The organism is Winogradskyella vincentii (assembly GCF_020166345.1).
In the GTDB taxonomy this organism is placed as follows: Bacteria; Bacteroidota; Bacteroidia; order Flavobacteriales; family Flavobacteriaceae; genus Winogradskyella; species Winogradskyella vincentii.
The window spans coordinates 100,587-119,671 of sequence record NZ_JAIUJS010000001.1 but is presented as its reverse complement, the minus strand read 5'-3'; the positions used below and the strand labels follow the sequence as shown (position 1 = coordinate 119,671).

The 19,085-nt window shown below is 33.1% G+C and carries 23 protein-coding genes; 10 read left to right on the top strand and 13 right to left on the bottom strand.

What is annotated here, in order from left to right; all coding sequences use genetic code 11:
- Window positions 1-20 precede the first annotated feature (20 nt).
- Together yaaA and LBV24_RS00580 are read left to right on the top strand one after the other, a co-directional pair.
- Entirely contained in the window at window positions 21-779 is a 759-nt protein-coding gene (gene yaaA / locus LBV24_RS00585; protein ID WP_224476665.1) for a peroxide stress protein YaaA, read from the top strand.
- Entirely contained in the window at window positions 779-1,432 is a 654-nt protein-coding gene (locus LBV24_RS00580; protein ID WP_224476664.1) for a uracil-DNA glycosylase family protein, read from the top strand. Before yaaA ends, LBV24_RS00580 begins: the two co-directional genes overlap by 1 nt.
- Before the next feature lie 43 nt (window positions 1,433-1,475).
- Here LBV24_RS00580 and LBV24_RS00575 read toward each other — a convergent pair whose 3' ends face one another.
- Complete coding sequence (locus LBV24_RS00575; protein WP_224476663.1) at window positions 1,476-1,934, bottom strand: hypothetical protein; 459 nt, start codon at window positions 1,932-1,934, stop codon at window positions 1,476-1,478.
- Window positions 1,935-2,120: 186 nt separating this feature from the next.
- Here LBV24_RS00575 and LBV24_RS00570 point away from each other — a divergent pair, with 186 nt between their 5' ends.
- The 3 genes from LBV24_RS00570 to LBV24_RS00560 all read left to right on the top strand — a co-directional run bounded on the left by LBV24_RS00570 (window position 2,121) and on the right by LBV24_RS00560 (window position 4,566).
- Complete coding sequence (locus LBV24_RS00570; protein WP_224476662.1) at window positions 2,121-2,927, top strand: tryptophan-rich sensory protein; 807 nt, start codon at window positions 2,121-2,123, stop codon at window positions 2,925-2,927.
- Window positions 2,928-3,047: 120 nt separating this feature from the next.
- The gene (locus LBV24_RS00565) at window positions 3,048-4,337 is read left to right on the top strand and encodes a DEAD/DEAH box helicase (RefSeq protein ID WP_224476661.1); all 1,290 of its coding nucleotides are present in this window, start codon (window positions 3,048-3,050) and stop codon (window positions 4,335-4,337) included.
- A gap of 4 nt (window positions 4,338-4,341) precedes the next feature.
- Window positions 4,342-4,566 carry a VF530 family protein gene (locus tag LBV24_RS00560; RefSeq protein ID WP_224476660.1) on the top strand — a complete coding sequence of 75 codons (225 nt, stop codon included), beginning with the start codon at window positions 4,342-4,344 and terminating at the stop codon, window positions 4,564-4,566.
- Here the strand turns inward: LBV24_RS00560 and LBV24_RS00555 are convergent.
- The 12 genes from LBV24_RS00555 to LBV24_RS00500 form a co-directional block, all read right to left on the bottom strand.
- A complete protein-coding gene (locus tag LBV24_RS00555; protein ID WP_224476659.1) occupies window positions 4,563-5,435 on the bottom strand; it encodes a YitT family protein in 873 nt (290 codons plus the stop codon). The two genes, LBV24_RS00560 and LBV24_RS00555, sit on opposite strands and share 4 nt — an antisense overlap.
- Window positions 5,436-5,449: 14 nt before the next feature.
- Window positions 5,450-6,340 (bottom strand): alpha/beta hydrolase, encoded by an 891-nt coding sequence (locus LBV24_RS00550; protein WP_224476658.1) that lies wholly within the window; start codon window positions 6,338-6,340, stop codon window positions 5,450-5,452.
- Window positions 6,337-7,221, bottom strand: a complete 885-nt coding sequence (locus LBV24_RS00545) for an alpha/beta hydrolase (RefSeq protein WP_224476657.1) — start codon at window positions 7,219-7,221, stop codon at window positions 6,337-6,339. The genes LBV24_RS00550 and LBV24_RS00545 overlap by 4 nt, the downstream gene beginning before the upstream one ends.
- A 103-nt stretch (window positions 7,222-7,324) precedes the next feature.
- Window positions 7,325-7,537, bottom strand: coding sequence for a hypothetical protein (locus tag LBV24_RS00540; protein ID WP_224476656.1), 213 nt, complete (start codon window positions 7,535-7,537; stop codon window positions 7,325-7,327).
- A gap of 1 nt (window position 7,538) precedes the next feature.
- Window positions 7,539-8,303 (bottom strand): tryptophan synthase subunit alpha, encoded by a 765-nt coding sequence (gene trpA, locus LBV24_RS00535; RefSeq protein WP_224476655.1) that lies wholly within the window; start codon window positions 8,301-8,303, stop codon window positions 7,539-7,541.
- Window positions 8,293-9,150, bottom strand: a complete 858-nt coding sequence (locus LBV24_RS00530; protein ID WP_224476654.1) for a hypothetical protein — start codon at window positions 9,148-9,150, stop codon at window positions 8,293-8,295. The genes trpA and LBV24_RS00530 overlap by 11 nt, the downstream gene beginning before the upstream one ends.
- 45 nt (window positions 9,151-9,195) lie before the next feature.
- The gene (trpB, locus tag LBV24_RS00525) at window positions 9,196-10,377 is read right to left on the bottom strand and encodes a tryptophan synthase subunit beta (protein WP_224476653.1); all 1,182 of its coding nucleotides are present in this window, start codon (window positions 10,375-10,377) and stop codon (window positions 9,196-9,198) included.
- Window positions 10,361-10,975, bottom strand: coding sequence for a phosphoribosylanthranilate isomerase (locus LBV24_RS00520; RefSeq protein ID WP_224476652.1), 615 nt, complete (start codon window positions 10,973-10,975; stop codon window positions 10,361-10,363). Before LBV24_RS00520 ends, trpB begins: the two co-directional genes overlap by 17 nt.
- Window positions 10,972-11,757, bottom strand: coding sequence for an indole-3-glycerol phosphate synthase TrpC (gene trpC / locus LBV24_RS00515; RefSeq protein ID WP_224476651.1), 786 nt, complete (start codon window positions 11,755-11,757; stop codon window positions 10,972-10,974). The genes LBV24_RS00520 and trpC overlap by 4 nt, the downstream gene beginning before the upstream one ends.
- Entirely contained in the window at window positions 11,754-12,746 is a 993-nt protein-coding gene (trpD, locus tag LBV24_RS00510; RefSeq protein ID WP_224476650.1) for an anthranilate phosphoribosyltransferase, read from the bottom strand. Before trpD ends, trpC begins: the two co-directional genes overlap by 4 nt.
- A 2-nt stretch (window positions 12,747-12,748) precedes the next feature.
- Window positions 12,749-13,315 (bottom strand): anthranilate synthase component II, encoded by a 567-nt coding sequence (locus LBV24_RS00505; RefSeq protein WP_224476649.1) that lies wholly within the window; start codon window positions 13,313-13,315, stop codon window positions 12,749-12,751.
- A gap of 1 nt (window position 13,316) precedes the next feature.
- A complete protein-coding gene (locus LBV24_RS00500; protein ID WP_224476648.1) occupies window positions 13,317-14,717 on the bottom strand; it encodes an anthranilate synthase component I family protein in 1,401 nt (466 codons plus the stop codon).
- A 234-nt stretch (window positions 14,718-14,951) separates the two neighbouring features.
- Here LBV24_RS00500 and LBV24_RS00495 point away from each other — a divergent pair, with 234 nt between their 5' ends.
- The 5 genes from LBV24_RS00495 (at window position 14,952) to LBV24_RS00475 (ending at window position 19,084) form a co-directional block, all read left to right on the top strand.
- Window positions 14,952-15,491: a TlpA family protein disulfide reductase gene (locus LBV24_RS00495; protein ID WP_224476647.1), complete on the top strand. Its 540-nt coding sequence runs from the start codon at window positions 14,952-14,954 to the stop codon at window positions 15,489-15,491.
- 6 nt (window positions 15,492-15,497) lie between these two features.
- Complete coding sequence (locus tag LBV24_RS00490) at window positions 15,498-16,109, top strand: thioredoxin family protein (RefSeq protein WP_224476646.1); 612 nt, start codon at window positions 15,498-15,500, stop codon at window positions 16,107-16,109.
- 126 nt (window positions 16,110-16,235) lie between these two features.
- Window positions 16,236-16,547, top strand: a complete 312-nt coding sequence (locus LBV24_RS00485; protein ID WP_224476645.1) for a rhodanese-like domain-containing protein — start codon at window positions 16,236-16,238, stop codon at window positions 16,545-16,547.
- 18 nt (window positions 16,548-16,565) lie between these two features.
- The gene (locus LBV24_RS00480; protein ID WP_224476644.1) at window positions 16,566-16,970 is read left to right on the top strand and encodes a rhodanese-like domain-containing protein; all 405 of its coding nucleotides are present in this window, start codon (window positions 16,566-16,568) and stop codon (window positions 16,968-16,970) included.
- 137 nt (window positions 16,971-17,107) lie between these two features.
- Window positions 17,108-19,084: a protein-disulfide reductase DsbD family protein gene (locus LBV24_RS00475; RefSeq protein WP_224476643.1), complete on the top strand. Its 1,977-nt coding sequence runs from the start codon at window positions 17,108-17,110 to the stop codon at window positions 19,082-19,084.
- The last annotated feature ends 1 nt before the right edge of the window (window position 19,085 follow it).

Below are 19,085 nucleotides of genomic sequence, written 5' to 3'. Positions count from 1 at the left end.
CAATCAGAAAAAGCAACTATATGAAACTTGTAATATCGCCTGCCAAATCTTTAGATTTTGAAAGTAATGTACCAACTACAAAATCGAGTGAATTTTGTTTTTCTGCAGAAGCAGAACGCCTCAATAAAATCCTAAAGAAAAAATCGCCAAGAAGTTTATCTCGACTGATGAATATTTCAGCAAATTTAGGTGAGTTAAATTATGAGCGTAATCAAGAGTGGAGTTTGCCCTTTAACAAAGACAACGCAAGACCTGCAATGTATGCTTTTAATGGTGATGTTTACAGAGGATTGGATGCTTATACAATTGACAAGTCAAGATTAGATAAGGCCCAAGATACAATAAGAATCATTTCTGGCTTGTATGGTATCTTAAAGCCACTGGACTTAATACAACCTTACAGATTAGAGATGGGAACTAAACTTCCTGTAGGAAGAAATAAAAACCTTTATGACTTTTGGCGCAAAAAAGTTACTCAAGCACTTAATGAGGAACTTAAGGAAGGAGAATTGTTCTTAAACCTAGCAAGTAACGAGTATTTTAAGGCTATAGATAAAAAAGCGCTTAAAGTACCTGTTATAACTGTGAGTTTTAAGGAATTTAAAAATGGGCAATACAAAACCATTGGTTTTTTCGCTAAATATGCAAGAGGGTTAATGGCTAGATATATTATTGATACAGATGCAAAGACACTTGATGATATAAAAGGTTTTAATTATGATAATTATGCATTAAGTAATGAGTTATCAAGTGAAAACGAACTTGTTTTCACAAGATAATGTTTTTGCACAAGCATCCTTACCCACCATTTATTAATCAAGACACTACAAAACTAATTGTAGGCACTTTACCACCACCAAGATTTTCAACAGGACAATTGTTAGAAAAAGATGTAGACTTTTGTTATGGGAGCTACTATAATTCCTTGTGGTTATACATTGATAAAATTCATAATCTTAATTTAAGATATGATAATTCAATTAGGGCTATTGAACAACGTAAAGCGTTTTTGAAAATGCACAAAATTGGTGTTTGTGATATAGTAGACAGCGGTGAGCGTAAAAAAATAGATGCCTCAGACTTAGGCTTGTCAAATGTAAAACTTAGAGATCTTATTGGTTATTTAAGAGAATTTAAAAATGTAGATACTCTTCTATTCATTGGAGGTAATAGTAAAAATGGTCCTGAATATTTCTTTAGGAAACTTATTAAGACCAATAATTTAAAATTAGAATTGGTTTCTGGCGAGATTCCTAGAATTCATCAATTTTCTATAGATAACCGTATTATAAAAACAGTCTCTTTAACTTCTTCTTCTGGTTCTGCAAATAGAGCAATTGGTAGTATGCAGTTATACAAACAACTTAAGGCCAAAAACCCAAATTTTTCAACTTTTGATTTTAGAGTATTGCAGTATAAGGAGTATTTTTAAAAAGATGTGTCAGCCAGGAAAGTTGTGCTAGGTAATTTTTATTTTATTCGAATACATTAAAGTCTTGTTTTTTGGCAAGTGATAATAAACTTTCTAGTTCGGTTTCATTAATTGTAATTAAATTCTGAAGCCAGTCATAAACTCCTTCAGTTGAGGAAAAGACACTTTTGTCCATTTCAATAATATTATCATCTATTCTTGTGAATAATATGGATAAAGCAGCTTCATTCGGCGCATCTGCCAAATATGCAACATTTCTTATTTCTCTTTTGATAAAATTACTATCAAAATATTTATAAATTTTATGCAAATCGTCTATGGATAAAACTAAATTACAATTCCTTAGATCTAAAATGGTATTGTAGTAAAAGTCATAATTTGGTTCTAATTTAATCTTTTCCTTTAAGCCAATTAAATCTTCCACTTTTATAGTACCCGAATAATACTCTATTATCAGTTTTAAATCCTCAACAATAATATATTTACCTATTTTTTTAGTCATTTTAGGATATGAACTTTTATTAATTAATTCATATTCAAGTTAATAAAAAAATATTTCTTAATTCTAGCAATGTATAGTTTGTTGGTTTGTAAAGATGATTATTTCTGTTTCAGACAAAAATCTTTGTTCAAATTCTAAAAATTACTTATGATTGATTAACTTGTATTATAACTAACAACAATCATTATGAAAAAAGCACTGCAAATCGGAAATGGGTTGGCATTGGGTTCAACTATTTTCATCAACTACTTATCAAATACTGGTTTAATTAATGATACAACTATTGGAGAAATGTCCGATGGTTATAGGTCTGTATTTACACCTGCAGGATACACCTTTGCTATTTGGGGTTTAATTTATCTATTGTTGATTTCCTTTGCCATATATCAAGGGCGAAGCCTGTTTGTACATGTCAAGGACGATAGTTTTGTTGAGAAAATCGGAATATGGTTTATTCTATCTTGTGTGTTTAATTCCTTATGGGTATTTGCTTGGATTTATGACTACACTGGCTTGTCTTGTGTTTTAATCTTTTTATTACTTATTTCTTTGATCAAGATTGTAATTAATTTAGGCATGGAGCATAACGATGGACGTTTTCCACTTATGGCTTTTGTTTGGTGGCCTTTTGCCATATATTTTGGTTGGGTAACTGTTGCAAGTATAGCAAATGTGTCTAGCTACCTTATAAAGCTAAAATGGGATGGGTTTGGATTGCCAGATAATACCTGGACCATCATTATGATTTGTATAGCAGTGATAATAAATCTTTATGTAATGTGGAAACGCAATATGAGGGCGTTTACATTAGTTGGTGCATGGGCATTGGTAGGTATTGGTGTAGCTAATAGCGCAGTAAATGAGATTATAACAACAACTACATTTATTGCTGCGGCTATATTGATAACAACTAACGGAATTCATGGTTTTAAAAACCTCTCTGCAAATCCATTTGCAAAGTATAGGGAGTGGCAGGCAGAAAAGAAATCATAAAAATTATTATTAACAGCGAGTAAGGATTAAAATAACTGTAACTTCGCTGGACATAGCAAGGTGAGATTTTAGTATGATATTCATCTTAAATGCCAATTCTGGCAAACTTAAAAAAGATGTATGTCATTTAAATCATTAGGCTTGTCGGAGCCTTTACTAAGAGCCATTAGAAAGAAAGGATACGAAACTCCTTCGCCGATTCAGCAAAAAGCGATACCGCCTGTTTTAGAAGGAAAAGATGTTTTGGCTTCAGCACAAACAGGTACTGGGAAAACGGCAGGTTTTACATTACCCTTATTACAATATTTATCAGATAAGCCTCAGCAAAGAAATAGACCAATTCGTGCTTTGATATTAACACCAACCCGCGAATTAGCAGCGCAAGTTTATACTAATGTAAAAGAGTATTCGGAGTTTCTTAATATTCGAAGTGCAGTTATTTTTGGTGGTGTTAAACAAAGACCACAAGTAGCTACCTTGCGACAAGGTATAGATGTATTAATAGCTACGCCAGGTCGTCTAATTGATTTGGAGAATCAAGATATCATATCTCTAAATCGAATAGAAATATTTGTTTTAGATGAAGCTGACCGCATGCTAGACATGGGATTTCTTCGCGATATTGAGCGCATAATGAAGTTGATGCCTAAGCGACGTCAAAATTTAATGTTTTCTGCCACATTTTCTAAAGACATAAAGAAGTTAGCATATTCCATATTACATAATCCAATACAGGTTGAAGCTACACCAGAAAATACAGCAGTTGAGATTATAAATCAAAAAGTATTTCGTGTTGCAAAAACTAAAAAAACAGGATTAATTATCAAACTTATTTCTGATGGAAACTGGAAGCAAGTTTTAGTATTTACTAGAACTAAACATGGCGCTAATAGACTTTGTAAAAAAATGATAAGCGCAGGTATTTCGGCTTCCGCTATTCATGGTAATAAAAGTCAAGGCGCGCGGACAAAAGCCTTAGCAGGATTTAAAAAAGGATCAATTAGAGTATTGGTTGCGACAGATATTGCAGCTCGAGGTCTAGATATTCCTTTGCTACCTCATGTTATTAATTTCGAGCTCCCTAATATTTCTGAAGACTATGTGCATAGAATTGGAAGAACTGGTAGGGCAGGAGCAAGCGGTGAAGCCATTTCTCTTGTAAGTGCAGATGAGACATCCTATTTACGAGGAATTGAGAAGTTGATTGATATGAAAATTGAAGTAGAGATTGTTGAAGGTTTTGAACCAGATCCTAATGCTTCTACAGAACCAATAAAGCCAGGTCAAAATAGGCAGAGAAATAAAAACCCAAGGCAATCTTCAAACTCTAAAAACTCTAATAGTCCAAAGAATTCTAATAGAAGTCGTAATAGAAATAGAAAACGTCGTAAAAAAGATAATAGAGGATAGTAGAATGAGTATGCAACCAAATAACCCATTACATGGTGTTAAGTTAGAACAGATCATCCTTGAGCTTAAGGAAAATTATGGATGGGAGTATATGGGTTTCCAAATTAATATTAGATGTTTTACCCATGATCCTTCGGTGAAATCTAGTTTAAAATTTTTGAGACGTACCCCTTGGGCAAGATCTAAGGTTGAAAAAATGTATTTAAATATGCTCAATCAAAAGCGTTAATGAGCAGGTAGTTTTTTATTCTTTTTTTTGTCTAAGTAATGCCTTAAAACACCACCTTTAACAGAGTTAACATCAAATTCTACAATAAAGGCATTTGGGTCTATAAGATTAACTGTCCGATACATTTTTTTTATATCAATACGATTGATAATGGTGTGTATAATATCAATATCTTCAGTTTTCCCTGAGCTACCCAATCCTCTTGTACCTTTGTAAAGAGTCATGCCTACACCTAATTCTTCCATTATGGCCGTTTCAATCAATTCGTATTTTTTAGATACTATCGTAACACCAATAAAATCTTCGAAGCCTTCTATCGTGAGGTCAGTAACTTTAGCCGTTACGATATAGGTTAAAATAGAATATAAGGCGACTTCTACAGAAAGTATAATCGCAGTGATGCAAAAAAGTATGATATTAAAAAGGAGGATTACTTGCCCAATACTTACTCCAAAGCGATCGTTGAGATAAACACCTAAAATTTCGGAGCCATCTAATACAGATCCATTTCTAATGGCTATACCAATTCCCGCTCCTAGAAACAAACCTCCAAATATTGAAATCAGCAATTTATCATCTGTGATGGTTTCAAAATTTTCAAACTCAATAATTAGGGCCAGTGTGATTATACTAATAATTGATTTTATAACAATTCGTTTTGATACAGTAAAATAACCTAGAATAATGAACGGTATACTAAATAAAACTAACAAATATGAAATGCTGATATCCACTAATTCATTTACCAATAATGCAATTCCGGTAACTCCACCATCTAAAAATCCATTTGGAAGAAGAAATGCTTTTAGTCCAATACTAGCGAGTATTATTCCAAACAGTATCTGAGCATATTCGCTAATATATTTCATTGATTTTTTCAATTTTAATTTGTTTTAGATTTTCTCATGGAGTCACTGATAAAAATCAATCCTTCTGGCAGAGAATCTATCCAGAAATTCCAAGTATGGCCACCATCTCTTACTCGAAACTCATGTGGGATTCCCTTATTTTTCATTTTAATGTGAAGCGACGTATTACCTATAGTTAAAAAATCATCATCTCCACAATCAAAATAAATAGCTACAGATTTTAAGTCTTCTAAATCTTGGGTGTCAACAAAATTAACTAGGTCAAATTCTTTAATAGCATCAGTATATCTCACTTCTCCTTTTTTGCCGATTACAGAAGGAGATATTCTACCAAAATATCTGTCAAAATGATTAGAATTGTCATTTATTATTTCATCATAGGTTCTTATACTTGGACTAAAAGCTGCACAGGCACCAAAAAGCTTATGGTATTTTAGGGCGAGTCTCATGCTCCCAGCTCCTCCCATGGAAAGACCGCTAATAGCTCTAAATTGTTTGTCTTTAATTACATTGTATTTTTCTTCAACAAATGGTATAAACTCTTTAATAAGCATGTCTTCATAAGGATAGGTGCCATCATCTCTATTCATATATAATCTATCATCGCCATCTGGCATTACAATCACCATTGGGTCAATTTTCTCTGCCCTAATTAATTCGTTAACTATATCAGAAAGTAGCCCTTCCATGTTCCAGTCGGTTTCATCACCTGTGAACCCATTGAGCAGATATAGAATTGGAAATTCTTTATCTGAGCTTTCATATTCTGCAGGTAAGTAAACAGAATATCTAATGTTTTTTCCCAATAGTTTGGAATCCATTTCAAGGCTCAGCTTTACTTCACTTTGTGCAAATGAAATAGCGCCAATGAAATAAAAAAGAGATAGAATTAAGATTTTTTTCATTTTGAAGTTCGCATTGAATTACTAATAAAAACTAAACCAACCGGTAATGAATCTACCCAGAAATTCCAAGTATGCGCACCGTCCCTAACTCTATATTCATGTGGAATTCTTTTTTTGGTTAATTCTATATGAAGCATTGCATTACCCACAGCCAAAAAATCGTCATCACCACAATCAAAATAAATATCCACTGATTCCAATAATCTAGGATCTTTGGTATCTATCATATCAAATAGATTGTAATCTTTAATAGTTGCATTTATGCGATCTTTGCCTTTTGCACCAATCAAGGAAGGTGATATTCTACCAAAATAGCCTTCAAAACTTTCTTGATTTTCATTTATTATCTCTTCTTCCGTTCCTATTCCAGCACTAAACGCGGCACAAGAACCGAATAGTTCGTGATATTTAAGAGATAGTCTTAAACTACCAGCGCCACCCATAGATAGACCACTAATACCTCTAAATTGCTTTTGCTTTTTAATTCTATATTTATTTTCAACAAATGGCATTAGCTCCTTAATAAACATATCTTCATAAGGGTAGGTGCCATCATCTTTATTCATGTATAATCTGTCATCACCATCTGGCATTACAATAACCACAGGTTCTATTTTATTGCCTCTTATAAGTTCATCTGCAATATCTTTTACATGACCAATTCTAACCCAGTCCGTTTCATCACCTGTATATCCATTTAGTAGATATACCACTGGATACTCTTTTTCAGTGTCCTCAAATCCTTGTGGCAAATACACTGAATATTTCACATCGATATTTAATAATTTGCTCTTCATGGGAAGGCTTACTAAAAGCTTGCTCTGAGCAAATGTGGCACTTAGGATGAAAGAAAATAAAAGGAGTAAAATAGTTTTTTTCATTGTGAGAGTTTTGCTTTATTGTTTATAAGAAGCTATCTCTCAAATATATCAAATTAAACTTTGAAAAGGGTTGGTAGAGGCACTTGAAATGAAGTAAGGTTGATTATTTTTTAAGTTTTATAATAATGAGTCGTATAAGCAGTATAAATGGGAAACCGTGCAATACCAAATCAAAATAATCCATAAGTTGCATGCCCTTTGCACCACCAAAAAGCCATCTGAGTTTACCAATAACATGTGGTTCTGGGAAAAATGGCGCTAAGCCTAGTGTTAGACATAAAAGAATAATAATACGCCAATCCGTTGTGAGCTTCATGTTAAATTATTGTTTTTACAAATTGGTCAATGGTATCAACGCCATTATTTGTAACGTGCTTAATAAAGGCACTACCAATTATTGCACCCTTTGCATATTTTGTGGCTTGTGTAAATGTATCGCTATTAGAAATACCAAAACCTACAATTTGTGGGTTATTTAATTTCATGTTTGCAATACGAGTAAAGTAGGCCTCTTGCTCATCGCCAAACCCTGATTTGGCTCCTGTAGTACTTGCGGAGCTTACCATGTAAATGAATCCGTCTGAAACTGAATCTATAAATCTAATACGCTCATCTGAAGTTTGTGGCGTGATTAAAAAGATGTTTATTAAACCATAGGATTCAAAAATACTTTTATAGTCAGAATGGTACACATCTACAGGCAAATCTGGAATGATAAGTCCATCGATACCAATTTCCTGACACTTCTTGCAAAAAGCATCAACACCATATTGAAGCATAGGATTAAAATAACCCATGATAATTAATGGGATGCTAACTGTTTTACGGATGTCTTTTAATTGCTCAAAAAGAAGCTCACTAGTCATACCATTTTTTAGAGCTTGGGTAGAGCTTGCTTGAATCGTTGGTCCATCAGCTAATGGATCACTAAAAGGTAGTCCTATTTCAATCATATCCACACCATTTTTTTCAAGGTTTTGTATGGTGGTGACTGTATCATCAATATTTGGATAACCAGCCGTAAAATATATGGAGAGTAACTTCTTGTCCTCTTGTAATTTCTTATTTATTCTATTTGTCATCTTTGGTTTTAAAATTTACTAGTTCGAGAATAGTTTTACTACCATCAATATTTGTGTATTCTAATTTTACGAAGCCATATTTATTATGAAAATAGGAAGTGAGCTTTGTTTCACCAATTCTACTTTTGGCATTAGACTCAACTACTAAACATTTTAATTTTCCAAATTCCGTTGAAATGTTTCTTTTATCCGTAATTTTATATTCATAATTGTTTTCAATTTGACCTTCCCAGACTTTCCAACGATGGTCAGACCAGCCATCTCCAATTCTTAGATTCCATGTCCATGAATCACCAATTTTGGCAGGTAATTTTATGTAAGGAAATGGATTGAGTTCTAAAATTTCGAAGTATCTATCTCGAGGTGGATGTATCCAAATATTGGCTTCATTTTCAATGGCTCCAGAGGTAGAGTAACCTATATTTTTGTCAATTAAGTATTTTAAGTTCGTTTGATTATAATCAGGAATATGTCGCGCCATCGCATTTTCGTCTTGAACACTAATTTTAACTGAGGTAATCGTGGTTGAATCTTGGTCAACCTCTTCTACAAAATCCCATATTTTGTCTTCATCAATTTTATAATATTTTGTTTTTCCGTCGACTGTTATATGTTTAAATGCGTATTCAAAAACATTACCGACCTTAAAAACTTTATTGTTACGATTGTACTTGTTTTCATCTTTGACAATGGAGTCAAATTGCTCGACCAGAATTCCACTACCTAAGTCTACTAATTCATATTCTGCTGTTTTTTGTATTTGTTTTTCACCTTGACCCTTCTTTTGTTTGCAAGAAACAGTTACTAGTAAAACCAGAGCTATGACTATGATAATTTTAAATTTCATTTTGTTGTAATTTATAGTGCCATCATTATTGAAAACACTTCAATTTTATAGTTTGAAATAGTCAATGTAATTCTGTAAATCTTTATCACCTCTTCCAGATAGGTTAACTACAATGATATCATCTGGATTGAAGGTTTTATGTTCAAATACTGCTAAGGCATGCGAAGTTTCAATAGCAGGTATAATCCCTTCTAGTTGTGATAGCTCCAAACCAGCCGTCATAGCTTCATCATCTGTTATGGCAATGAATTCTGCCCTACCTGTTTTATATAAATTAGCATGCATTGGGCCAACGCCTGGATAATCCAATCCAGCAGAAATAGAGTAAGGTTCTGTGATTTGACCATCATTCGTTTGCATTAATAAGGTTTTACTACCATGAATAATACCTTCTTTTCCTAGAACAGAAGTTGCAGCACTTTGACCTGAATCTACACCCTTTCCGGCAGCTTCGACTGCGATGATATTTACATCTGTATTGTCTAAATAATGATAATAGGTGCCTGCAGCATTACTACCACCACCAACACAGGCAATGAGATAGTCCGGATTTTCTGTACCTTCTTTTTCTTTAAGTTGGGTCTTAATTTCTTCAGATACAATGGCTTGAAATCTTGCTACCATATCTGGATATGGATGAGGTCCTACAACACTGCCAACAATGTAATGCGTGTTTACCGGGTTGTTGATCCAATCTCTCATAGCCTCATTTGTGGCATCCTTTAATGTTCTGCTTCCTGATAGTGCAGGTACAACTTTGGCGCCCAACATTTTCATACGTGCTACGTTTGGAGCTTGCCTAGCAATATCAATTTCACCCATATACACTACACATTCAATTCCCATAAGAGCACAAACGGTCGCAGTAGCAACACCATGTTGACCAGCACCTGTCTCAGCAATAATGCGTGTTTTACCAAGTCGTTTTGCTAATAAAATCTGACCAATTGTATTGTTTACTTTGTGAGCACCAGTGTGATTTAAGTCTTCGCGCTTTAGATAAATTTTGGTATTGTATTTTTCTGAAAGTCGCTTTGCAAAATATAGAGGTGAGGGCCTGCCAACATAATCTTTTAATAACTGATTAAACTCTTCTTTAAAAGAAGGGTCTTCAGAAATCTTTATGTAATTCTGGCTGAGTTCTTCAATATTTGGGTACAGCATTTCTGGTATATATGCACCACCAAACTCCCCATAATAGCCTTTTTCGTTAATGTTGTAACTCATATTTAAATTTTTCTAATTCATTAATGTTTTTTACTCCAGGGTTTATTTCAAATTTGCTATTTACATCTAAAGAATAGCAATATTTTGAAGCTGGACTATCTATAAAATCTTTAAGTTTTTCTACCTCTTTTAAACCAATTCCACCACTAAGAAAAAATGGTTTGGTTGATGGATAATCCTTTAAAACATCCCAATTAAAAGTGTAACCATTGCCTCCAGGTAGTTTGCCTTTTGTGTCAAAAAGATAATAATCGCAGACCTCTTCGTAAGGTAATAGCACTGAAAAGTTAAATGTATCTTTTATTGAAAATACTTTGATTATTTCTGCGTTTTCGAGTTGAGAACAATACTCTGGTGATTCTTGTCCATGTAATTGAACCACATCTAATTTTTGTTCTTTTATTATACTTTGTAATGTTTCTAAGTCTTCATTTACAAACACACCAACTTTTTTAATGGCTTCTGGTAAGTAAGGTATATCACCATTAAAATATCTTGAGGATTTATCGTAGAATATAAACCCTAAAAAGTCAGGTCGCAGTTTTGCTACAGCCTCCATATTATTAAGATATTTCATTCCACAAACCTTCAGTTTCATGAGTTGATATTATTTATAAATTGAGTTGCACTTTTACCTGGATTGTCTGTTTTCATAAAATTTTCACCTATTAGGAATCCTTTATAACCAAACGGTTGCAATTCTTTAATAGCCTCAATAGAGCTTATACCACTCTCAGAAACTTTTACAAATTCATCGGGTATTAAATTACTAAGTAGTTTAGATGTTTCTAAACTAACATTAAAGGTTTTTAGATCTCTATTGTTAACACCCAGCATATCTAACGAAGGCATAATTGATTTATGTAATTCTTCCTCGTTATGTACTTCGAGTAGTACATCGAGCTGTAATGATTTAGCAAATTCTGACAAAGACTTTATATCATCTCTTGTTAAAATGGCAGCAATCAGTAAAATTACATCTGCACCATAAGCCTTTGCTTCTAAGATTTGATATTCGTCAATAATAAATTCTTTTCTCAATAGTGGTAATTGACAACTTGATCTTGCAATTAATAAATCGTCTAAAGAACCACCAAAATACTTACCGTCTGTTAATACAGACATACCACAAACTCCTGCATTTTCGTATCCTACTGCTACATCTTGAACATTGAGGTTATAATTAATTTCGGCTTTAGATGGTGATCTGCGTTTGTGTTCAGCGATAATGCCAGAACTACTAGTTCTCAAAGCTTTTGAAAGACTATGTGTAGGTCTATTAAATAGCACAGATGCTTCTAGTTGACTCTTTGGAATTAAAGCCTTACGAAGTTCAACTTCTTTGCGTTTATCAAATACTATTTTGTCTAAAATGTTCATTTACTAAGTTCAATCAGTTTTGTTAAACATTGCTTTGCTTTCCCACCAAACAAGGATTCTTTTGCCATTTCAATACCCGCTTTATGATCAATTTTATTGGCCGTTGCTATTGCTAAGCCCGAATTGGCGAGCACAACTTCGTTTTGGGCTGTTGTACCATCGCCATTAATTATTTTTTTGAATAAACTTGAAGCGTCCTTTACAGTATCACCACCGAAAATTTCAGACTGATTGACCTGATTTAATCCAATTTCCTTCGGACTAAAGAGTAATTCTGAATCATTGGTAATTACTTTTGTTTTTCCTGTTAAGGATATTTCATCATAGCCATCTAATGCATGAACGATGGCGTAGTTCTTATCTGTTTCTTGGTATAGATAACCATAAAGCCTTAACAACTCTAAATTAAATACACCAACCATTTGGTTTTTTGGAAATGCAGGATTTACCATTGGTCCTAGCATATTAAAAAAGGTCTTAACGCCTAATTCTCGTCGAATTGGTGCTACATTTTTCATAGCCGGATGAAATAGTGGTGCATGTAAAACGCAAATGTTAGTCTTATCAATGCTTTTTCTTAGAAAGTCAATGTCATTTGTAAATTTGATACCTAAATTCTCCATAACATTTGAGGAGCCACAAGTTGATGAAACTCCATAATTTCCATGCTTGGTAACTTTTACACCTGCACCTGCAGTTATAAAAGATGACAATGTTGAAATATTAAAAGTATCCTTTCCATCACCTCCTGTACCACATAAATCTATAGTGTCAATTTCGTCAAGTTCAACAGGAATGCATAATTCTAAAAGTGCATCTCTGAATCCTCTCAATTCTTCAATAGTGATACTACGCATCATATAAATCGTAAGAAAAGAAGCAATTTGACTCTGGTTATACATTCCTTTTGAAATATTTACCAAAACGGCTTTAGCCTCATCACTACTGATGCTTTCTTGATTTATGAGTCTGTTCAAAATTTCTTTCATAATTAACTATTCACCCAGTTTTCAAGTATTTTTTTTCCATTAGGTGTAAGAACAGATTCAGGGTGATATTGTACACCTTTCACATCGTATTCTTTATGCCTTAATGACATTATTTGACCATTTTCATCAAAAGAAGTCGCCTCTAAACTATCTGGTAAAATTGCACTTACAACCCAAGAGTGATATCTGCCTACTTCAAATGTTTTGTCTAATCCTTTAAACAATACCTCATCATCAACTGATAATGTTATATCTGTGGCAACACCATGGTAAACCTGATCGAGATTATCTAGTGAGCCTCCAAATACCTCTGCTATGGCTTGCTGGCCAAGACACACGCCAAAAATACTTTTGGTAGATGCGTATTTTGCAATTATATCTTTTAAAAGACCAGCTTCATCTGGTATACCAGGTCCTGGTGACAAAACAATTTTATCAAAAGCTTCAACCTCATTTAGAGTTAATTTATCGTTTCTTTTTACAGTTACCTCGCATTTTAAATCCTCTAGGTAATGCACCAAGTTATAAGTGAAACTATCGTAATTGTCAATAACTAAAACTTTTTTCATCTTAAATATCTTTAGCTTGTTCTATAGCATTGGTTAATGCACCAAGCTTGTTGTATACTTCTTGTAATTCACTTTCTGGTTCAGATTTTGCAACCAATCCAGCACCAGCTTGCCAAAATAATTTATGGTTTTTACTTAAAAACGTCCTTATCATTATAGCGTGATTGTAATTGCCTTCAAAATCCATAAAACCAATCGCACCTCCATAATATCCTCTGCTGGTTTTTTCATATTTTTCTATGAGTTGCATCGCCATATGTTTTGGAGCACCACTTAAAGTTCCTGCAGGAAATGTATCTGCAACTACTTGCATAGTCTCAGTTCCTTTGTTTTTTATGCCAGTGACCTTACTGACAAGGTGAATAACATGTGAGAAGAACTGTACCTCTCTATATGTTTCTACCTTAACGTTATGACCGTGTCTGCTTAAATCATTTCTCGCCAAATCAACTAGCATTACGTGTTCACTATTTTCCTTATCGTCGTTTATTAAACTTTCAGCCAGCTCAGCATCTTTTAAATCGTTTCCTGTACGTCTAAATGTACCAGCAATTGGATGTATTTCTGCTTTCCCATCGTTTACAATAAGCTGTGCTTCTGGTGAGCTTCCAAAAATTTTAAAATTGCCGTAATCAAAATAGAATAAATAAGGAGATGGGTTTATACTTCTTAGTGCTCGGTATACATTAAATTCATCGCCACTAAATTTTTGAGAAAACTGTTTAGATAATACAAGCTGAAATACATCACCGCGCGCACAATGTTTCTTTGCAAGTTCAACATGTTCTTTGTATTCATCGTCAGTTAGATTAGACTCTATATCGCCATCAGTATCAAAATCATAAGATGCATATTGCCTCCTTTGAATTAGCTGTAGTAGCGTTTCAATATTATTTTCGGTATCAAAGCAATGTGCAAAAATATAGGCCTCATTTTTAAAATGATTAATGGCGATTATATTTTGGTAGACCGCATAATAAATCTCTGGAATTTCTATAGAATCTGGTTTGTTTGAGATTTCTATATCCTCAAAATATTTCACAGCATCATAGGCGGTATACCCAAAAATACCGTTGTTTATAAATTTAAATTCTTTATTAGCTTCAACCTTAAAACGCTTTGTGAATTTTTGTATTTCTTCAACAACGCTCACCGTTTTTACATGGTTGACCTTTGAGCTCCCATCTGGATAATTCTGATAGATTGATCCGTTTTTAACTTCTATAGATGCTATTGGGTTACAGCAGATATAAGAAAAACTATTGTCATTAGCGTGGTAGTCACTACTCTCTAACAAAATACTGTTAGGGAATTTATCTCGAATTTTAAGATAAATGCTAACAGGTGTGATAGTATCTGCAAGTATCTTTTTATAGTGTGTATATAAACTAAATGTTTTCATTGATTACTAATTAAAAAAAGGCCTGTCGTGAATGACAAGCCTTTTTTCTATATTTTATACATACAAGGTGTTAATTCACAGACGTCGAGTTTGAGAAATTCCACCACCAAGTATGAGTAATTATTGTTTTCATTATGTGTCAAATATAGAAATGATAATTTTTATTATCAAACTTTTGAATTAATTTTTTGTTAATTATTCCAAGTCATAAATTTTGATTGATAACTTTAGCCTATGAAACAAATTGTACTGGTTGTTTTCTTACTATTTGTAGGATGTAAAAATGAAAATCCTCAAATTGAAGAGAAGGTTGATAAGGTCACTGCTGAAGTTGTAGAACCTGGTTCAGAAAGTATTGAACTTGAGATTTATGATTACGATGGTTTAGAACCGCTAATTAACAAAAAAGATGACAAGATTCATGTGGTGAATTTTTGGGCTACTTGGTGTGCGCCCTGTGTAAAGGAGTTACCATATTTTGAAGTAGTTAATGAAAAATATCAAGATAAAAATGTTGAGGTTTTATTAGTAAGTTTAGATTTTCCGAAGAATTACGATTCTAAACTCAAACCATTTATGAGCAAGCACAAATTACAATCTAAGGTTGTTGCATTTGATGATACAGATCAAAATAGATGGATACCTGCAATTGACGAAAACTGGTCAGGAGCAATTCCGGCTACAATAATTTATAATAATGATAAGCGCCTTTTTTACGAAAGGTCATTTACTCAAGAGGAGTTAGAAAACGAATTAAAACAATTTTTAAAATAAATACTCATGAAAACTTTAAAGGTACTTTCACTAATAGTAATTATGACCGTTGTTTCGGCATTTACAGTTAAGCCAGATACAGATGGCTATAAAGTTGGCGATTTAGCAACAGACTTCAGTTTGGAAAATATAGATGGTAAAATGGTTTCTTTGTCAGACTACAAAGAGGCAAAGGGATTCATTGTTGTTTTTACCTGTAATACTTGTCCTTATGCTGTAGCATATGAGGATAGAATTGTTGCATTAGATAAAAAATATGCTTCAAAAGGATATCCTGTAATTGCAATTATGCCTAATAACACTGATGTAAAACCTGGTGATAATATGGAGGCAATGAAAGCTAGAGCTAAAGCAAAAGGATTTACATTTCCGTATTTAGTGGATAAAGGACAAAAGATTTATCCTCAATATGGAGCTACAAAAACACCTCATGTTTATATTTTAGAAAAAACAAGAAAAGGAAATGAAGTAAAATATATTGGTGCAATTGATGATAATTATAAGGACGCAGCTTCAGTTAACACAAAATATGTTGAAGATGCTGTTGACACATTATTAGATGGTGGCGAGGTAAAGGTTAAAGAAACAAGAGCTATAGGATGCTCAATAAAAGTATAATGAATTGATTTTTAATTAATTATATTAAAAATCTAAAAAATTAATCCGAAGATGTAACACTTCGGATTTTTTTTCGTCTATATCATAAGGAAATGTTAATTTTGTTTAAACAAAAAGCTATATAAATTGAATTTATCGCAGAATGATTGGACAAAACAACTCGAAGAAGACAATAATTCGGTTGTTTTAGATGTTAGAACTCAGAACGAAGTTAATGGCGGAATTATACCAAATGCAATTCATATAGATATTTATAAAGGTCAAGGATTTATTGATGAACTTAATAAATTGGATAAATCTAAGAATTACTATGTGTATTGTAGGTCAGGTGGTCGTAGTGGGCAAGCATGTGCAGTAATGAATCAACTTGGTTTTGAAAACGCCTTTAATTTATCTGGTGGTATACTTGAGTGGAAGGGCGATGTTATTCATCAATAATTAAATATTAAGTTAGTCATGAAAAGATTTTTTTATATCTGTTTTTTAATCCCAGTACTTTGTCTTTCAATAAGTTGTGTGGATACTAAAAACACTGAAGTTAAATTAGTAACTGCAGAAGAAATGATATCTATTTTAGAATCGGAAGATGTTCAGGTTATAGATGTGAGAACACCAGAAGAGTACAGTGAAGTACATATTTCAAATGCTCAAAATATTGATTATTTCTCACCTACTTTTGAGGAGGATATAACAAAATTAGATAAAGAAAAACCAATTATTCTTTATTGTAAAGGCGGTGTAAGAAGCGCAAAATGTGCAAAGAAAATGGAAGAAGCTGGTTTTGAAAAAATCTATGATCTCGAGGGAGGTCTATCTAGGTGGCAACATTCTGATGAACTCGACCTCGAAGTAAAATCATAAAAACATAACCGAACAATTTGTTCGGTTTTTTTATGTTATAAAAGTATCATTGTAATTCTTAAGGATTTTATAAATTACGCGACTGTTTATCAATATTAGAATCACAACAATTACATTTGTGTGTTAACGCTTTATTTATGAAGATTAAATCCCTATTATTTTACGTATTAATTGCGTTTTGTTTTTCATTTCAATTGAATTCTCAGATTTTAGAACCCGTAAAGTGGGAATCAAAGGTTGAGAAAGTTTCAGAAAATGAGTATAAAGTCATTATTCAAGCTAATATTGATAAGGGCTGGTACATTTATTCCCAGCACCAACAATCTGAAGAAAGTTTTGCACCTACAACATTCTTTGAATTTACAAATCAGGAAAACAATTATACTCTAATAGGTGAGTTCGCTGAGCCATCTGTAGCACCAATATTTGATAAAATATTTCAAGAAAACGTTGTAAAATTTAAGGACACTGCCGTATTTGAACAATTGGTTGCAATTAGTAATTCTGAACTTAGCCAAGTTGATCTTATTGTAGAATACCAAACCTGTGATGATTCTAAATGTATTCCTGGCGATTACACCTTCAATATTTCATTAGATGGCTCTGATATAACCAAAGAAATTACCGAGATTGATGATAGGAGCAAGGAATTATCTGAGTCACTCAATCTTAATGTAACAGGTTGGGATAAATTTGAAAGCCAAACCATTAAAAAGAAAAGCAATTTTTCTATTTTTTTATTGGGTTTTCTGGGAGGATTAATTGCATTGTTAACACCTTGTGTGTTTCCAATGATACCTTTAACCGTTTCATTTTTTACCAAAAGTGCAAACGATCCAAAGAAAGGTTTGTTTAACTCAATTCTTTATGGTTTTTTCATTTTCCTAATTTATGCGCTATTGAGTATTCCTTTTCATGTCTTAGATTCTTTAGATCCTGGAATATTGAATAATATCTCTACTAATGTTACCCTTAACATTATATTCTTTATAATTTTTATAGTATTTGCCTTTTCGTTCTTTGGTTATTTTGAATTAACACTGCCACAATCATGGAGTGCAGCTATGGATAGTAAAGCCAATAAAATTGGTGGATTTATTGGAGTCTTTTTTATGGCCTTAACCTTGGCTATAGTATCATTTTCATGTACAGGTCCAATATTGGGAACGCTTTTGGGAAGTTCATTAACAGCAGATGGTGGTGTCATGCAATTAACTATGGGAATGAGCGGATTTGGTTTGGCTTTGGCCTTACCGTTCTCCTTATTTGCCATGTTTCCTAAATGGCTTAATTCGTTACCAAAGTCTGGTGGATGGCTTAATACAGTTAAAGTAGTGCTAGGTTTTATTGAATTAGCTTTAGCGCTTAAGTTCTTGTCTAATGCAGATTTGGTTGAGCATTGGGGACTTCTTAAACGTGAAGTGTTTATTGGTCTGTGGATATTGATTGGTATTGGCTTGGTCCTATATCTATTTGGGAAAATAAAGTTTCCGCATGATGGGCCTCTGCAAAAACTAAGTAAAGGAAGAATAACAACAGGTATTTTGGTGATTGCATTTGTAATTTACCTTATACCTGGATTGACAAATTCAGCTCATGCAAACCTTAAATGGTTAAGTGGTTTCCCGCCACCTATGTTTTATAGCCTATATGAAAAATCATCTGAATGTCCATTAGATCTTAACTGTAATAAGGATTTAAGTGAAGGCTTGGCACAAGCTAAGGCAGAGAACAAACCTATTTTACTAGACTTTACTGGTTGGGCTTGTGTTAACTGTAGAAAGATGGAAGAGCAGGTTTGGAGCACGTCTGATGTTTATGATATGCTTAGTGAAAATTATGTCATTATTTCGCTGTATGTAGACGATAAAAAAGCATTGCCTGAAGTAGATCAATTTCAGTATTTAAGAAGTAATGGATCGGTTAAGGAAATAGAAACTATAGGAGATAAATGGGCAACCTTGCAGACCATAAATTTTGAGAATAATTCACAACCCTACTACGCATTATTAGACCATGATATGCAATTGCTTAATACTACCAATGCCTATGAACCTGACGCAGATGCATATTATGACTGGTTAAAAAAGGGATTGGAGAATTTTAAGAAATAAG

Excerpts from the sequence above, each read along its gene's own strand:
- yaaA (WP_224476665.1), top strand. The coding sequence starts at position 21 with ATGAAACTTGTAATATCGCCTGCCAAATCTTTAGATTTTGAAAGTAAT.
- LBV24_RS00580 (WP_224476664.1), top strand. The coding sequence starts at position 779 with ATGTTTTTGCACAAGCATCCTTACCCACCATTTATTAATCAAGACACT.
- LBV24_RS00575 (WP_224476663.1), bottom strand. The coding sequence starts at position 1,934 with ATGACTAAAAAAATAGGTAAATATATTATTGTTGAGGATTTAAAACTG.
- LBV24_RS00570 (WP_224476662.1), top strand. The coding sequence starts at position 2,121 with ATGAAAAAAGCACTGCAAATCGGAAATGGGTTGGCATTGGGTTCAACT.
- LBV24_RS00565 (WP_224476661.1), top strand. The coding sequence starts at position 3,048 with ATGTCATTTAAATCATTAGGCTTGTCGGAGCCTTTACTAAGAGCCATT.
- LBV24_RS00560 (WP_224476660.1), top strand. The coding sequence starts at position 4,342 with ATGAGTATGCAACCAAATAACCCATTACATGGTGTTAAGTTAGAACAG.
- LBV24_RS00555 (WP_224476659.1), bottom strand. The coding sequence starts at position 5,435 with ATGAAATATATTAGCGAATATGCTCAGATACTGTTTGGAATAATACTC.
- LBV24_RS00550 (WP_224476658.1), bottom strand. The coding sequence starts at position 6,340 with ATGAAAAAAATCTTAATTCTATCTCTTTTTTATTTCATTGGCGCTATT.
- LBV24_RS00545 (WP_224476657.1), bottom strand. The coding sequence starts at position 7,221 with ATGAAAAAAACTATTTTACTCCTTTTATTTTCTTTCATCCTAAGTGCC.
- LBV24_RS00540 (WP_224476656.1), bottom strand. The coding sequence starts at position 7,537 with ATGAAGCTCACAACGGATTGGCGTATTATTATTCTTTTATGTCTAACA.
- trpA (WP_224476655.1), bottom strand. The coding sequence starts at position 8,303 with ATGACAAATAGAATAAATAAGAAATTACAAGAGGACAAGAAGTTACTC.
- LBV24_RS00530 (WP_224476654.1), bottom strand. The coding sequence starts at position 9,150 with ATGAAATTTAAAATTATCATAGTCATAGCTCTGGTTTTACTAGTAACT.
- trpB (WP_224476653.1), bottom strand. The coding sequence starts at position 10,377 with ATGAGTTACAACATTAACGAAAAAGGCTATTATGGGGAGTTTGGTGGT.
- LBV24_RS00520 (WP_224476652.1), bottom strand. The coding sequence starts at position 10,975 with ATGAAACTGAAGGTTTGTGGAATGAAATATCTTAATAATATGGAGGCT.
- trpC (WP_224476651.1), bottom strand. The coding sequence starts at position 11,757 with ATGAACATTTTAGACAAAATAGTATTTGATAAACGCAAAGAAGTTGAA.
- trpD (WP_224476650.1), bottom strand. The coding sequence starts at position 12,746 with ATGAAAGAAATTTTGAACAGACTCATAAATCAAGAAAGCATCAGTAGT.
- LBV24_RS00505 (WP_224476649.1), bottom strand. The coding sequence starts at position 13,315 with ATGAAAAAAGTTTTAGTTATTGACAATTACGATAGTTTCACTTATAAC.
- LBV24_RS00500 (WP_224476648.1), bottom strand. The coding sequence starts at position 14,717 with ATGAAAACATTTAGTTTATATACACACTATAAAAAGATACTTGCAGAT.
- LBV24_RS00495 (WP_224476647.1), top strand. The coding sequence starts at position 14,952 with ATGAAACAAATTGTACTGGTTGTTTTCTTACTATTTGTAGGATGTAAA.
- LBV24_RS00490 (WP_224476646.1), top strand. The coding sequence starts at position 15,498 with ATGAAAACTTTAAAGGTACTTTCACTAATAGTAATTATGACCGTTGTT.
- LBV24_RS00480 (WP_224476644.1), top strand. The coding sequence starts at position 16,566 with ATGAAAAGATTTTTTTATATCTGTTTTTTAATCCCAGTACTTTGTCTT.
- LBV24_RS00475 (WP_224476643.1), top strand. The coding sequence starts at position 17,108 with ATGAAGATTAAATCCCTATTATTTTACGTATTAATTGCGTTTTGTTTT.